The organism is Paenibacillus bouchesdurhonensis, assembly GCF_900155685.1.
GTDB lineage: Bacteria > Bacillota > Bacilli > Paenibacillales > Paenibacillaceae > Fontibacillus > Fontibacillus bouchesdurhonensis.
This window is the reverse complement of the sequence record NZ_LT732548.1, coordinates 4,153,379-4,169,234: the sequence shown is the minus strand read 5'-3', so window position 1 is coordinate 4,169,234 and position 15,856 is coordinate 4,153,379. Positions and strand designations below refer to the sequence as shown.

Annotated in this window: 15 protein-coding genes; all 15 read left to right on the top strand. The window is 48.3% G+C overall.

Annotated elements, in window-relative coordinates; all coding sequences use genetic code 11:
• The first annotated feature begins 92 nt into the window (after positions 1–92).
• On the top strand, positions 93–1,412 hold the full coding sequence (locus CZ379_RS22970; protein WP_110933740.1) for an ABC transporter substrate-binding protein: 1,320 nt from the start codon (positions 93–95) through the stop codon (positions 1,410–1,412).
• Between the two features lie 138 nt (positions 1,413–1,550).
• Complete coding sequence (locus CZ379_RS22965; protein ID WP_234405076.1) at positions 1,551–2,402, top strand: carbohydrate ABC transporter permease; 852 nt, start codon at positions 1,551–1,553, stop codon at positions 2,400–2,402.
• Positions 2,403–2,406: 4 nt separating this feature from the next.
• A complete protein-coding gene (locus CZ379_RS22960; RefSeq protein ID WP_110933738.1) occupies positions 2,407–3,252 on the top strand; it encodes a carbohydrate ABC transporter permease in 846 nt (281 codons plus the stop codon).
• Between the two features lie 34 nt (positions 3,253–3,286).
• Complete coding sequence (locus CZ379_RS22955) at positions 3,287–4,774, top strand: DUF5605 domain-containing protein (RefSeq protein ID WP_234404986.1); 1,488 nt, start codon at positions 3,287–3,289, stop codon at positions 4,772–4,774.
• Positions 4,775–4,815: 41 nt separating this feature from the next.
• A complete protein-coding gene (locus CZ379_RS22950; protein ID WP_110933737.1) occupies positions 4,816–5,247 on the top strand; it encodes a thiol-disulfide oxidoreductase DCC family protein in 432 nt (143 codons plus the stop codon).
• Positions 5,248–5,393: 146 nt separating this feature from the next.
• Positions 5,394–6,554, top strand: a complete 1,161-nt coding sequence (locus tag CZ379_RS22945) for a P-loop NTPase family protein (protein WP_234404985.1) — start codon at positions 5,394–5,396, stop codon at positions 6,552–6,554.
• Positions 6,547–7,806: a TadA family conjugal transfer-associated ATPase gene (locus CZ379_RS22940; protein ID WP_407668691.1), complete on the top strand. Its 1,260-nt coding sequence runs from the start codon at positions 6,547–6,549 to the stop codon at positions 7,804–7,806. Before CZ379_RS22945 ends, CZ379_RS22940 begins: the two co-directional genes overlap by 8 nt.
• The gene (locus CZ379_RS22935) at positions 7,803–8,615 is read left to right on the top strand and encodes a type II secretion system F family protein (RefSeq protein ID WP_110933735.1); all 813 of its coding nucleotides are present in this window, start codon (positions 7,803–7,805) and stop codon (positions 8,613–8,615) included. The genes CZ379_RS22940 and CZ379_RS22935 overlap by 4 nt, the downstream gene beginning before the upstream one ends.
• An 11-nt stretch (positions 8,616–8,626) precedes the next feature.
• Positions 8,627–9,502, top strand: coding sequence for a type II secretion system F family protein (locus CZ379_RS22930; protein WP_110933734.1), 876 nt, complete (start codon positions 8,627–8,629; stop codon positions 9,500–9,502).
• Positions 9,503–9,530: 28 nt separating this feature from the next.
• Positions 9,531–9,728 carry a Flp1 family type IVb pilin gene (locus CZ379_RS22925; RefSeq protein ID WP_110933733.1) on the top strand — a complete coding sequence of 66 codons (198 nt, stop codon included), beginning with the start codon at positions 9,531–9,533 and terminating at the stop codon, positions 9,726–9,728.
• A complete protein-coding gene (locus CZ379_RS22920) occupies positions 9,728–10,381 on the top strand; it encodes a TadE/TadG family type IV pilus assembly protein (RefSeq protein WP_110933732.1) in 654 nt (217 codons plus the stop codon). The genes CZ379_RS22925 and CZ379_RS22920 overlap by 1 nt, the downstream gene beginning before the upstream one ends.
• Positions 10,382–10,410: 29 nt before the next feature.
• Positions 10,411–12,636 (top strand): DUF5702 domain-containing protein, encoded by a 2,226-nt coding sequence (locus tag CZ379_RS22915; protein WP_110933731.1) that lies wholly within the window; start codon positions 10,411–10,413, stop codon positions 12,634–12,636.
• On the top strand, positions 12,605–13,600 hold the full coding sequence (locus tag CZ379_RS22910) for a hypothetical protein (RefSeq protein WP_110933730.1): 996 nt from the start codon (positions 12,605–12,607) through the stop codon (positions 13,598–13,600). Before CZ379_RS22915 ends, CZ379_RS22910 begins: the two co-directional genes overlap by 32 nt.
• A gap of 12 nt (positions 13,601–13,612) precedes the next feature.
• On the top strand, positions 13,613–14,125 hold the full coding sequence (locus CZ379_RS22905) for an A24 family peptidase (RefSeq protein WP_110933729.1): 513 nt from the start codon (positions 13,613–13,615) through the stop codon (positions 14,123–14,125).
• Positions 14,126–14,146: 21 nt separating this feature from the next.
• Positions 14,147–15,841 carry a DUF6382 domain-containing protein gene (locus tag CZ379_RS22900; protein ID WP_110933728.1) on the top strand — a complete coding sequence of 565 codons (1,695 nt, stop codon included), beginning with the start codon at positions 14,147–14,149 and terminating at the stop codon, positions 15,839–15,841.
• Positions 15,842–15,856: the final 15 nt, after the last annotated feature.

The following is a 15,856-nucleotide window of genomic DNA, read 5'->3' as shown; positions in this document are numbered from 1 at the left end:
ATGAACTACAAGTTATGAAAACGGTTACTCTCTTTTTTTAAATATAAATAGAAGGATTTCTAGCATTTAAAAAACAGAATGGGGGAACTAACATGAAAATTCAGAAGAAACTGTTGACAGCTTTACTGGTTCTAATGCTGCTCGTCGTTACAGCCTGCTCGGGAAGCGGGGGCGAAAACGGTAAGAATGCTGCAAGTACATCAAAAGGCGCCGGGGAGGAGAAGGTGAACCTCCGAATTATGTGGTGGGGCTCTCAGGCCAGACATGATGCGACATTAAAGGTCATTGAAAAGTTCCAGGAGAAATATCCGCATATTAAAGTCAACCCGGAATACATGGGCAATGATGGATATTTCGACAAGCTGGCTACACAAATTGCTGGCGGGAATCCACCGGATTTGATGCAGCTCGGCAATAACTATCCAGACTACGTTTCTAAGGATGCCTTAATGGATTTGACCCCTTATATGGGACAGGAGATCAATGTAGATAATTTTGACCAGAATGTGATCGAAGCAGGAGCTATGGATGGCAAACAATACGGAATCAGCCTGGGTTCCAATGTGCTTGGGCTTATTTATAACAAGGCATTATTGGAGAAGGCGGGACTTCAGCCGCCGAAGGATAACATGACATGGGAAGAGCTTGAGGCATTTGGCAAGGATGCGGTGGCAAAGCTGGACAAAGGCGTTTATGCCTTTGCGGATCAATCATTTTTCCCGCATTATCTGAACTACTTCCTTCGTCAGCAGGACAAAACCTTTTATCGCGATGGTGCAGTAGCTTTTGCCAAGGAGGATATTGAAAATTGGTTCAACATGTGGAAGGGCTTCCGGGAAGCAGGGATTGTTCCTACCTCCGAAGCAACGGCCTCCATGTCAGAGACAAGCCCGGATGTATCCTTGCTTGTACAGGGCAAAGTATTGATGTCGCTTGTATGGTCGAACCAAATGTCCGGCTTCCAAAATGCCATGCAGGATGAATTGGGCGTTAGCCTGCTGCCGGCAGCCAAAGACGAGAAGCGCTCTGGCTTGTGGATTCAGCCGAGTCAGTTCATGACGGTCAGTAAGCAATCCAAGCATCCGAAGGAAGCGGCTATGTTCATCGATTTTATGGTTAACGATCTGGAAGCCACTAAAATCCTCGGCAACGACCGCGGCATTCCGGGCTCAGAGAAGGTAAGAGAAATGCTGATCGGCGAAGGTTCCGATATTGATAAGAAGATTTACGAATACTTTAATCTCTCAACAGGTACGGCCAGTACGATGGATCGCGAGCTTCCGAACATTAGCGAATTCGACGGACAACTGAATAATGCGGCTATGGCTGTAGGATTTGGGACTAAATCGCCGGCAGAAGCAGCGACGGATGTCGTATCTGCGGCGGAAGCGGCAGTGAATAAAGCGAATTAGAGTGTAATGGACAGAAAGGATGAGCGCACATTGAGTCAGGCTGCAGTTACACCAACAGCGCCCGGTCAAGATGACCGGGCCGGCAGCCGCCCGTTAGTAACGTGGTGGAAGCGTAATGCAACGGCATACTTTTTTTTACTGCCCTGGTTTATCGGTTTCTTTGTTCTGACACTTATACCGATGATTTCTTCGTTATATTTATCTTTCACCGATTTTGACTTGCTTACACCATCTAAATGGGTCGGTCTTGCCAACTACGACACGATGTTCAATCACGATCCGCGCTATATAAAATCATTACAGGTAACCTTCACCTATGTCTTTAGCTCGGTTCCTCTTAAGCTTGCCTTTGCTTTGCTGGTAGCAATACTTATGAACAAGGGCATGCGAGGTCTTGGCTTATATAGAACAATCTATTATATTCCGACATTGCTGGGAGGAAGCGTGGCCATTTCCGTGCTTTGGCGAAAAATGTTCGGCGGTGGCGGTGTTGTGAATAGCTTTCTCCTGGATTACTTTGGCATTCAGGCGCCGGATTGGGTGTCCAATCCTAAGTATGCCTTATCGTCGCTGGTTGCTTTGTCGGTCTGGCAGTTCGGTTCCTCGATGATTATTTTTCTGGCAGGGCTGAAGCAGATCCCTCAGGACTACTATGAGGCTTCCCAGATTGATGGTGCAGGCAAATTCAAGCAGTTTATGAGTATTACGATCCCTATGCTGTCCCCTATCATTCTATTTAACTTGATTATGCAAATTATCAGCTCGTTTCAGGCATTTACCCCTGCGTTTATCGTAAGCGGCGGGAAAGGCGGACCTTTAGACTCGACGATGTTCTACACCCTTTATTTATATCTTAAAGGCTTCTCTTTCTTTGAAATGGGCTATGCTTCCGCGATGGCTTGGGTACTTCTTGTGATTATTGGCATATTTACAGCCGTTATATTCGCTTCCTCGAAGCATTGGGTGACATATGGGGATGGAGGGGAATAAAACCATGGAACGGACGACAAAAAATTATACGGTGCTTCTAAAGCATTGCTTTGTAATTTTGCTGGGAGTACTGATGATGTACCCCGTCATTTGGATGTTCATGAGCTCGCTGAAGCCAAGTCAACATATTTTTAGCGACCTGAGCCTTTGGCCTAAAGAGTTCACCTTCGGCAATTATGCCGATGGATGGAAAGGGATTGCCGGACGCGGCTTCGGCATATATTTTTGGAACTCTATTCTCATATGCGTCTTTGTCATTATTGGTAATCTGATCTCCTGTTCGATGGCAGCCTTCGCTTTTGGACGGCTGGATTTCAGTCTGAAGAAGCTTTGGTTTGCCATGATGATGATCACGATTATGCTGCCGCAGCACGTCAAGACAATACCGCAGTATATTATGTTTAAAAATATCGACTGGGTCGACAGCTTCCTTCCGCTGATTACGCCTAAGTTTCTCGCTACAGAGGCATTTTTTATTTTCCTGCTGGTTCAGTTCATCCGGGGTTTGCCGAGGGAATTGGATGAATCGGCACGGATTGACGGCTGCGGGCCTGTGCAGATTTATTACCGCATGATTATGCCGCTCGCCTTTCCCGCGTTAGTCACTACTGCATTGTTCTCCTTTATGTGGACATGGGATGATTTTTTCAGCCAGCTGCTGTATCTTAATGATTCTGCTCTTTACACGGTACAGCTTGGACTGCGGCTGTTCATGGATTCGACCGGAGAATCGTCCTGGGGGCCGATGTTTGCCATGTCCGTATTGTCTTTAGTTCCTAGCTTGATTCTCTTCTTCTCGATGCAGAAGTATTTTGTGGAAGGAATCGCTACAACCGGGATCAAGGGATAAAACAACAGATATAGTAGATCAAGGAGGTTATCGCTTGCTGCATTCAGGTCAGTTGGATACGTCTTCAGCTATTGTAAAGCAGTGGGACAGATTTGAGCTTGCTATTTCGGCTCCAGAACAAAGTGATCCTTATAGTGACGATATATGGAGCGCAATCTTCAAGAAGGGCTCTCAATCCATTAAGGTGAAGGGATTTTACGATGGAGACGGGATATACCGGCTGCGATTCATGCCTAATGATATCGGGATCTGGTCCTACGTAATAAATAGCAGGATGCCGGAGCTTCATGGTGTATCGGGTACATTTGAATGTACAGCTCCCGCCGCAAACAATCACGGTTACGTTAAGGTAAAAGACGAAAGACATTTCTGTTATGCGGATGGAACAGCTTATCATCCATTTGGGACGACGTGTTATGCTTGGATTCATCAGCCTGAAGACGTTAGACGGCGTACGATGAATTCTCTTGGCAGGTCGCCGTTTAACAAGCTGCGCATGACTGTATTTCCGAAGAATTACAGCTTCAATGCCACCGATCCGGTAGAATTTCCGTACGAAGGCAGTCCAGAGGAAGGGTTTGATCTTATGAGATTCAACCCCTCCTTCTTTAGAAGATTGGAAGGCCATATTGATGAGCTGCTTAAGCTGGGGATCGAAGCGGATCTTATCCTTTTTCATCCTTATGATGAAGGAAGATGGGGCTTTGACCGGATGCCGACGGAAGCAGATCAGAGATATTTGCGGTATATCATAGCCAGGCTTGCTTCTTTCCGCAACGTATGGTGGTCTCTGGCCAATGAATATGATTTTATGAATGAGAAAACCATGAGTCAGTGGGATGCTCTGTTTCAAATTGTCCAAGCCGAGGATCCGTACGGACATCTCCGCTCGATTCATAACGGTACGAGGATGTATGAGCCGGCCAGTGTAGTTTTTTATGATCACAGCCGCGATTGGGTTACGCATTGCAGTATACAGCATTGGGATGTTACTCTGGTGCGCGAGTGGCAAAGAGCTTACAGCAAGCCCATCGTCATTGATGAATGCCTGTATGAGGGCAATGTGCCTTTTCGCTGGGGAAATATAACGGGAGAGGAAATGACCCACCGCTTCTGGGAGGCGGCAGTCCGCGGGGGGTATGCCGGCCATGGCGAGACTTATCTTCACCCCGACGGTGAAATATGGTGGGCCAAGGGAGGAGAGCTTCAAGGGAGCAGCCCGAAGAGAATATCCTTCCTGCGACTTTTTATAGAACAACTGCCCGAGGGAAGCGAACCGTTGTTTACGATGCGGCAAATGGAAACGATCGGGATAGAGGGAGAGTACTATTTGGGCTACTTCGGAATTCATCGTCCGGCCTATTTTGTAGCTGAGCTGGATGAGAAGAGCAGCTACCTGGCGGAAATCATCGATACTTGGGAGATGACAATAACTCCGGTCGAGGGTGTGCTTAGCGGGACAAGCACGATCGAGCTGCCGGCCAAGCCGGGAATTGCCCTGAGAATTAAGAAGCTTCATTAGATTTGAAATGTTATAATCGTTCTAAAGTGAGGTGAGCGATGATGACACGAAAGACGGGGCAGGAGCAAAATGTAGTTTTGTTTGATGGCGTATGCCATTTATGCCAGGGCGCGGTCAAATTTATTATAAAGCGCGACCCAGGGCGCCGCTTTCGATTCGCTTCCCTCCAGTCGGAAGCCGGGAAGAGAATATTGCAGGGCAGCCCCCGGCAGGATATTTCCTCCGAGCGGATCGATACGATTGTACTTTATCAGAATGGCGCTTACTATACGCGGTCATCTGCTGCGCTTCGCATCGCGAAGGGGCTGCGTTTTCCTTGGCCGCTGGCTTACGGGTTTATCATTGTGCCGCGATTCATAAGGGATGCCGTGTATCGCGTAGTGGCAGCCAATCGTTATCGATGGTTCGGCAAGGATGAGACATGTCTTGTTCCTACGAAGGATAACAAGGAGCGTTTTTTGCAGGACGGATAGCCATGTAAAAAAGGCCTTGCGAGAGTTTGCTAATTATGGTATTCTAACTGTAAATTTCAGGAATGAACGGCGGAAGCACCGTCCAACAACCGTAAAGCGGTTATTGGGCGGTGCTTTTTTGCGTTCCAAGGGGGTTGGTGGTAAGAGTGGTTCCAGTTCGGCTTATTCTGGCCGTTAAGGATGAGCAGTATATTGAGCCTTTTCTGTATTATGTTCGCCATAGCGAGTTTGATCGCCGTTTCTCCGTAACGGCATTCAGCCGCCAGGATGCTTTTGTACGGCACATGGGGTCGAGTCGGCTATTTGTGGATCTCGTTCTGGCGGAGAATACGTTTCTGGAGGCTTGGCTGGGCGGCGGCGGAGCTCTGCAGGTGCCCTGGATTCGCCTTGATGAAGGCGGGGAGGGGAATGTCCAGGGGAAGAGCCTCTCCAAATTTCAACCGTTGCCTCTGCTTCTATCCGCTGTGCTGGAATGTGCTCGGGGAGGAGCAGGGGGCAGAGGCTCGGTGGAGGGCAAGGCTTTGGTCGTCGGAATATATTCCGCAGTTGGCGGATGCGGCAAGACGACGGTGGCGATCCATTTGATGAAGCAGCTTGCCGGGGAGGGATGCAAGGCTTTTTATCTTAATCTGGAGACGATCAGCAGCGGTATTTTATTTCAGAGTCGGCTTCTGGGGGAAGGACAGAATGAGGCGCAAGGGCTTGCCAGGCTTCTATACGATTTGAAGGCGGCAGGGGAGCGTGACGAACCATTGAAACGAGAGCTCTCGACCTATGTATACAGAGATTCCTTCCTAGAGGGAGATACTTTTGGGCCGCTCGACAATATGAATGAAATGCTGGAAATGGATCGCAAGGACACGGCAGGACTTATTGAATTCATTGCAAATAGCGGTCTTTACGATGCGATTATCGTCGACGTTGATTCATATCCGAACGTGCGGACATCAACGGTGCTGGAACGCTGTGACAAGCTAATCTGGCTATTAACCGATGAGTGGAACTCGATGCGTAAGAACGGACTGTGGATGTCTCATATAGAGCGGAGAGATTCGTCTCTATTCCGCGAAATGATGGGGAAGACGCTGTTTACAGTCAATAGATGCATGGGAGAACTGGTTCATGACATGCCCAGAGCGGGGATGACAGCTAAGGTTACGCTTCCTAATATTCCTTCATGGAGCCAAGGAACGGGACAGGGCTCCCCGCTGCATTCACCGGCATTTCAGAAGGATATGCTCAAGCTTTGCCGCAGTGTATACAACGGAAGTCATTCGATTGAGACTGGGGGACGGCAGGGTGACTGAGCAATTTTTAACGGAGCTTCGTTCGAGTATTCGATCTGGCCTGGATATGACTGCAACGCTATCGGACGCGCAGTTGATGGACTATATTGAACGCCGCGTGTTGGAAGAGAAAGAACTCAATGGATTAACGGCTTCCGGGAAGCGGAAATGGGTGCGCAGATTGTATGACTCTTTTCGGGGCTTGGATGTGCTTCAGCCGCTCGTGGATGACCGGTTGGTCTCTGAAATTATGATCAACAGCCATGAGGAGATTTTTATTGAACAGGATGGTCAGGTCAAGCAGGTACCTGTACGTTTCGAATCTCAAGAGAAGCTGGAGGATATCATCCAGAACATTGTTTCTAACGTAAACCGGGTCGTCAATGATTCATCACCTATTGTCGATGCGAGACTCTCGAACGGGTCGCGGGTGAACATCGTGCTTCCGCCTATAGCGCTGAAGGGGCCGACAATGACGATCAGAAAGTTTCCCGAGCAGCCTGTAACGATGGAACGGCTTGTGGAATGGGGCTCTTTAAGCGAGGAGGCTGCAGCCTTTTTACAAAGCTTAGTTAAAGGGAAATACAACATTTTCATTAGCGGGGGAACGGGTTCTGGCAAGACGACGTTTCTCAATGCGCTCTCGCAATATATACCGCCGGATGAACGGGTGATCACGATTGAGGATTCGGCAGAGCTGCAAATCGTTACAGTTCCGAATTTAGTCTCTTTGGAGACGCGAAATGCGAATACGGAAGGGAAGGGCGAAATTTCCGTTCGAGATTTAATCCGCGCTTCATTGCGCATGAGGCCGAACAGGATCGTTGTTGGCGAGGTGCGAGGGAGCGAATGCTTGGATATGCTGCAGGCGATGAACACTGGACATGACGGCAGCTTATCAACTGGTCACGCTAACAGCACTAAGGACATGATCAGCCGGCTGGAGACGATGGTGCTGAGCGGCGCCGAATTGCCTATTCAAGTGGTACGCCAGCAAATCGGGTCTGCGATTGATATCTTTATTCATTTATCCCGGCTGCGGGATCGCTCCCGCAGGGTCGTGGAAATTTCGGAAGTATGCGGTTTAAGTGAGGGGGAGGTGGTGCTGAATCCGCTGTATGTTTTTCAGGAAGAGGAGGAGCAGAACGGGAAAATTCAGGGGCAATTGGCAAGACGGGGGAGCTTGATCAAACTCGATAAGCTGCGCATGGCGGGGATTATACTGGATCAAGAGAGGGCGAACGGAGCAGTATCGAAGGGTGAGAACGCATGAAGAAAGCATTGCTTAGGCGGAGTAACAGGATTAACAGGATCAATTCCCCGGAGAATGAAGCAGGGCAGCTGCCGGGTTATCGGGATTATGTGCTTTCAGGAAGGCAAACCGTACTTTGTTTGGTCGTAGGGGGCGCGCTGCTTTTAGTTGTCGGGTATATATTTTTTCATTCCTGGATACTGTCGCTTATTCTGGCCTGCGGCACCGTATTTGTTCCAAAGCCGTGGAGCAGGTATTTATTGCGCAGAAGAAGGGAGGCACTGAGTCTGAACTTCAAGCAGGCCTTGTATTCATTATCCTCCTCCCTCGCAGCAGGACGCTCGGTGGAGAACGGATTTCGTGAAGCGATACAAGATTTGCGGCTGCTATACCCGGATGGGACGAATGATCTCATCATTGAGCTAGGAATTATATGTACCCGTCTGGAGTACGGGGAGCCAATCGAGGACGCGCTGCAGGATTTCAGCAGACGGGCCGGCATGGAAGACATCAGCAATTTCGCGGATGTATTTATGACTTGCAAACGCTCCGGTGGTGATTTAGTAGAGGTGGTGAGAAGAACCTCTTCCATTATTAGCGAGAAGCTGGAAATCAGCCAGGAGATCAGTGTCATGATTGCCCAAAAGCGCTTTGAGGCTAAGGCCATGCTGGTCTCGCCCGTCCTGTTTTTATTGTTTATGGATCTGACATCTCCGGAATATATGCAGCCGCTTCATCACGGAGCCGGACTGGTTATTTCAGCCGTTGCCCTCATTCTATTTGTCATATGCTCTTGGATCATGATGAAGATTATGGATATCCGGGTTTAGGAGGGATGAAAATGAACCTGCTGTGGGGAACCCTGCTGATCGTTTTACTTATCACGTGGAATTTACTATATCGGAAATCGGCACATCAATATTCCAACCTCGCCAAGCTGCGGATGGAAGTCATCCGGCTGCAGCGAATTGCCCCTCCCATGCTTTATTTGCTGGAAAAGGTGAAAGTGTCGCAGAGGCTTCCGCTTTTTTTCTTCAAAATCCAGCGCTCGATAAGGCGGATTAATGGCCAGCAGCACGGCGGGGAATACACCATGCTGTTTCTAGCGGAGATGCTCTCCTACAGTTACTTGCTGCTTATAGGAGGATGCTTCATCTCATTAGTCATGGAGGGGGAAGCCAGCGGATTTTTCATAGGTACTGTTCTCGCCGTGCTGCTGCCGATCGCTCTGATTAATGATCTGCACAGCAAGGTAAAGCGTCGAGAGCAGCAGATCATACTTGAGCTGCCGGAGCTGCTGAATAAAATTGTACTGCTGGTCGGCGCTGGTTCAACCGTCCAGCAGGCAATCAAGCAATGCCTGGAACGAAAGCGGGGGCAAGAGACGCATCCTCTGTATCGAGAGCTGTTTCAAATGCAAAGAGAGTGTGAAGGGGGGGATTCCTTTCCCCAGGCATTGGAAGGCTTCAGCAAACGCTGTGGAATTCAGGAGGTGTCTGCATTTACGACGACTGTTCTGCTTAATTTCCGCCGCGGCGGGAACGATTTTGTATTGGCGCTTCGCGATTTGTCCCATACGTTGTGGGAGAAGCGAAAGGCAGTCGGTAAGACATTGGGGGAGCAGGCTTCATCCAAGCTGGTGTTTCCGATGGTGCTGTTATTTTTAATTATTGTGATTTTGGTGGGGACTCCCGCCTTCATGATCATGGATTTATAGCTTTTATTAATTAAGGAGGAATTTAATAATGTTGAAGGTAATGCGTGCGAGAATGGGAGAGCTTTGGCGGAACGAGGACGGACTTGGGATGCTTGAAATGATCCTGATTATCGCGGTCATCGTTATTATTGCAGTTGTATTTCGTAAGGAGCTGAAGGCGATCGTTGAGAACCTGCTCTCCAAAGCCGGCAAAAAAACCGATTCTTTCATGGAAGGCGGAGAGTAGTGAAGCTGCTCCGGAATAAGGATGGGAACTTTACAATAGAAGCCTCGCTAGTTTTTCCGGTCATATTTTTTACGATATTGCTGCTTATGTTTTTTTGCATGTATTTGTATCAAAATGCCGTACTTGGCCATACGTCTGCCGTGGCCGCTGAACGCAGCGCCTACACATGGGACAACAGCTATCGGGATCCCCGAACAGGGGCTTATGAGGAAGGAAAGCAGGACTCCATTTATTGGCGCTTAAATGACGATGGCATGCTGCAGCTTCTCTTCGGCTGGCTCGGAGGAAATTCCTCGGTTGTATTGGAGCTGCCAAACGGGGATGAGTCTGGAATTGCTCTCCCAATGAAGAAGCTCGGAAATACAGGAAGGGAAATTCCAGCCGGAATGAAAGGGCAGATGCAATACGATAATAGACTGCTGTCTCGTAAAGTATCCGTATCTTTGAATCGCTATGTTCCACTTTCCCCGCTCGAAGCAGTGATCGGTGATGTCATGCAATCGGGATATTCGGCCGCTTATGTTGTAGAGCCGACGGAATGGATTCGAACCGTGGAGCTTGTGCGTTATTACGGAGCGAAGTTCAAAGGCTCTGGAACGGAGCATATCCATAAGGACGAGGCAGGAAAAGCACTGGAATTATATGCGAAATAAGGATTTGTTTTTTTCAGAAGGGGGTTCTTATGTTTGACAAGCGCCGTTCAGAACATGGGGCAGTGACGGTATTTCTGATCGTTATTTTTGCGGCTGTCTTCGCCTTTGTAGCTATTTTCATTGACTTTGCCAGGATGTCTGCGCTGCAGGCGAGGACAGAGGCGCTTGCTCATGCGGCAGCTCGTTCAGTGCTATCCGCTTACGATAAGCAATTGTTAGAGGAATATGGCTTGTTTGCATTCGGCGGGACGGATGGGAATTATATAATGTCCAAAGTGCTTCAGGACAACTTCGATCTTGCAGTCCGGAGCGATGATCTGCCGATTATGAGAGCGAGACTGGACTCCTCTTCCGTAGGAATGCTGCGTCCTTTGGGGAACTATTCTGTATTTGCACAGCAAATTCGGGAAGAGATGAAATACAAAGCCCCGATCGATTTTGCAATCGAGGTGATTAATAAATTCAAACCATTGTCGCAGGTCATGAAGGAAGCTTCGAATACGGTAGATTTGCTAGCCAAGCTTCAGAAGCTTTATGACAAGAGGGAGGAAAAGCTGGATCAACTGCTTGCGGCGCAGAGGCAAGCCGCATCCTCGGCAAATGGATATCTTGATCGGTTAGCCCGTGCGGATTATTCATATATTCCGGACAACCCGCTTGGTGGTCGTATCCTGTTGATATCCGATGCAGCGTCCCAATACCAGGATTATTTAGAAAAACGGGAGGAGGATCGGCAAAGAAAGCCAGCCGAACGGATTTATACCGACTTACTGGCGGATTACCGATATGATACGCTGGCCGCCTTTGATGCGATTTCAGAGGCGAACAAAAGTGCGGAAAAGCAGCATACTCAGCAGTTGCCTTCCGCTACAATGCTACTCGGCGAAATTCGAGAACTAAACGAGCAAATGCGTCATGTGATCAGCGAGTCCGAGAAGCGACCCGTACAGCAGGGGTATAACTCAATATCTTCAGCACCGAGTACAGAGGAAGAAGAGAGTGTTAGCGGGGAGGCGGAGCTTGCCGGAGTCCGGAGCAAGAGCGATTCCTTGCTACTGCAAGAATCACTCCTTGCAGACTTAGAAGCAGGAATCGAGGCCCAAGAGTCGAGCTTCAATCATGTTCATCAAGCCGTAGACTCGTTACTTTTGAGGTCTTCTGATATTAATGCAGCTTCATCCGGAAGCATAAGTGCTTTTAAATCGGGGACGATTCAGGCTAGTCGTGAAATCGATCATTATTTACGAACCTATGTTGATGCCGGAAGCGGCAATGTCCTGCAGCGATTCGAGACCACCTTGAGGGCTCACCGAACTAGCGATGCTGAACGCAAGCAAACGGAAAGACAAGCTGCCGCTGAACTGAAGAAAGTGTCTAATTTACTCAAGCAAATCGAGGATCTAAAGCATAAGATGGGCGAGCATCAGAAGCAATTTGATTTGCTGAATAGTTATTTTGACGGTAATCGCAAGTTGAATCAAAATCAAACGGCTGAATCGGAAGAGAACCTGAGTAAGCGCGGCAGTGATCCTTATGAGACTGGAGAGCAGGCGATGGGGGGCATGGATGCTTTATATGCTTCTTTGTCGGATATGCTGTCAAGCCTGACGGACAATGGTTACCAGACGGAGTATCTTATCAGTTACTTTGATTTTTTTGATATCAGCACCTTGAAAGGACTTATGGAAGGCAAGCCAGACAAGCTGGATGCAATAGTTGAGCAATTTGCCCCGGAACGTCAGGAAGTAGAGTACATATTGTATGGATTTCATAATCCAGCAGGAAATATCGCTGCGGTTTATGGAGAAATATTTACTATGCGTTTGGCGATTCGCACAATGGAGGGACTGATCAAGCATGCTAACAAGATCAACCCGCTAGCTATCTTGGCTTCCGCTCTACTGCACGGAGTTGTAGAGGCGATCAAGGATGTGGTGCTTTTATGTCAGAAGGGCACTATACCGCTTAGCAGTTTTTTGAAAATCAACTTAACGTACAGGGATCATCTTCGATTATTTCTATTGCTGCATGGGGGCAGTGAACAGCGACTTTCACGGATGATATCGGTAATTCGTTTCAAGACAGGAATCAACCCCGATGAACGAGCCACTTATATTAAAGGAGAAGTTACCGCAGCCTTGCCATTATGGTTCCTGCCTGGCGTATCCAAAGCGATCGGAAACGCCGGGGCTTTAGAGGGACGAGTGGAGGGAAGCAGATATTATGCTGTCAAGCAAGCGCATTATTCATACTGACTCTTCCAGTAGAACCTCTCAAGGCAGCATGGTGCTGGAAGCTTCACTTGTCATGCCTGTTTTTATTATTGTAATATTCTTTTTTATCTATATGGTTCAAATGACTGTTTATTCTGTACAAATGCATATCGCAGCCTCAAATGCAGTGAAACAAGTATCCGCGCACATCTATCCCATTGCCTTGGCTATCGACGATAAGCACTCGGAGCAGAATGCGGAGGGCGAAAGCCATGGCAGGCAAATGAATGTATTTGAGTGGAGCATGCCCAAGCTGTCTCTTTCGGAATGGGCTGGGCAGTATGCTGATTCACTTCCCGAGCCCTTATCTGGATGGATGAGCGACGCCGCAGCCAAGGGAGATGAACCGCTGAATGATATTAAAAATAGTATGCTGGAGGCTGTTCTTGATCCCGTGATGAAGCCGCTATTAAAGCCATTTATGCAGGACACATTGCTTCGCGAAGAACATGTTCATGTCAGTCGAGTTACTGTGCCTGATTTAAAAACGGGGAAAAATCCTTATTTCGGCATCGAGTTAAGTTACGAACTGCCGATAAAGGTTCCATTCTCGAACCGGAAAATCGTCCTGCAGGCGAGGGCTCAGGAGCGTCTTTGGATCGGGGATACCGATGAGTTGAATGAGGGCGGAAGTGCGGAGCAGGCCGAGGGACAAGCCCCGGTGATTTTATCGAAGCCAGATCCCGCATTTGCGGGCCATAAAGCGCGGGTTAGTGCCCGGGTCGAACCCGGAACGGTGGCTAAGCTGACAGTTTACTATAAAAGCGGGGTAAGCCAAGCTAAATATTTGGGCGAAGCTTCCGCCGATGAGCATGGGGTTACAGAGTGGCAATGGCTTGTTGGAGGGAATACCACGCCGGGCACCTGGACTTTTGTCGTTGAAACGGAAGACGGACTGCGTACGGCGGCGGATTTTGTTGTCGAAAGTCCAAATAAAAAGAAGTAAGGAGGGCTGGCCATGTATTTAGAAATTTGGGGCTGTTTTATTTTGCTTGCTGCTGCGTTCGTAACCGATATCCGTACGATGAAAATTCCTAATACGATTACCATAACCGGCACGCTGCTTGGCACAGCATACCATGTGATAACGAATGGCGGACAGGGGTTTGTTTTTTCAGCGAAGGGCGCCGCCGTTGGTTTTGGAATTATGGCGATTCTATATGTGGTACGAGCCGTAGGAGGCGGGGACGTGAAATTATTTGCTGCGATCGGGGCTTGGGTAGGAGTGCCGCTTACATTGTCTATGCTGTTGTATTCGATTGTTGCCGCCGGATGCATCGGCATTTTAATTCTAATTTGCAGAAGGGAAGTGGTGATGCGGCTTGGCGCCGTATTGCGCAGCGTTATAGGGATAATTGTGCTGCGCAGCGCAAGTCCGGTACAAGCACTTACGGCAAAGGATAAGCCGCTAACCTTTCCGTTCATGCTGGCTGTACTGCCCGGTTCGATCATGGCCGTCTATTATTTTTAGAAGTGAGGAGGAGAACATGAGATGGCGGGGTTTGTGACCGATTTTGTCAGAAATGGCGGAACATATATGGTTATTAACACGGAGGGAGGACTGCATACAGAGCACTTGAATCGGGTTCAGAGGAGTATGATAGCTTCAGTGGCGATCCCTAATTTGCTGCGGCTGGATATAAGGGAAATTGATTTTGAAGTTACGCTGCACTATGAAATTACCGGGAAAAGAATGCTGTCCCAGTGCCTAAAAAGCGATTGGATGACGATGACCGAATTCTACAGTTTCCTGCTGCAGATTGTTAGAGCGCTTGATCATAGCAAGGAATATATGCTGACTTCCGGTAACTACCTGCTGGATGAGAATCATATCTTTGTAGAAGAGTCTTTATCCAGCGGCATCATTTATTTAGTTTACCTTCCATTACTTGATATTTCGTCAGAGCAATCCGTAGCCCAGGCTCTGCTAACCCTCGTCAATCGCTTAATGACAAGAATAACGGATATGGAAGGAAGCGGAATACAGAAAGTCATCAGCTTATGCGGAGGAGAGTTATTCTCGGTTGCTGGGCTAAAAAAATTGCTGACCTCCCTGTTGCTTGATGAAACCCCTTCAGTGGAGCACGGAACAAATCTTCGTTCAAGTGAAGGCGGGGGAAGGGGAGTACCTCCTGCTCATAAGCTGCAACGAAATTCGCTAAATGATCCATATCTCTCAATAGCGGAAAATCTCCCGAGCCGAAGCAAAGCGAGTTTTTCGTTCGATGCTACAGATAATAGCAGCGGTTCTCGCTTCTCCGGAGAGGAAGATGACGATACAGAAAACGAGGAGCACAAGTTAAGCAGATTGGAAATTCAGCCTACTTATATGTGGCTTGGCGCTGCGCTGCTAGGGGCGGTGGTTTGGAAGTTTGTGTATTTGGATAGGCCGACAGCTACCGGACTATATTTAAGTATGGGAGTATCAGCAGCGATAGTATTATTTGTGCTGCTTATTAATCGTGGAACAATTGACCTGGCTGGATTTTTCAGGAATGAGAACGAACGAAAATGGAGTGGGGATAACCATCAGGAGAGGCATGATTCCGATTTTGTTCTTAAGGAAGATAAAGGCGTCAAAGGCAACAATGATCATAAGGACAATAGGAAAAATCCAGGCTCTCACTATGGCGGAAACCTGCACCGTTATGAGGAAAAATGGCGGTGGAATGATTCCTTTGTTGAAGCGGATTCACAATCTTTATCAGCGAAGCAAGCAAGAAGCAGTATGGCTTCTACGGCTGAGGAATTAGCAGTAACGGACATAAATCTTATTCCGGCTCCATTGTCAGAGTCTGCATCGCATAGGGAGCCTACGGCACCAGCTCCTGCTACGGTATTGTTGAAGGAATATGAGGAGCCAGGGCAATTGCAAGCTGAGGCGGCATATTATTTGGAAAAACAATGTTCAGGTGGTAGCAAGGAACGCGTTCCTCTTCCGAAGGGCAGCTTTATTATCGGCCGTTCCGAGGAGTTGGCTCAATATGTGGAGAAGGAAGCTGGGGTATCCCGTGCTCATATCGAACTCATGATACTGGAGGCTAGTTGCAGCATCAAGGATCTAGGCTCCCGAAACGGCACAAAGTTAAACGGCGAGTTGATTGCGCCTTACAAAGATTACTCGATGGAGCCCGGGGACTCATTCAGCATTGCGGAGATCACTTTTCATCTGGGTAGGAATCGGTAGAAATAGAGAGAGCGG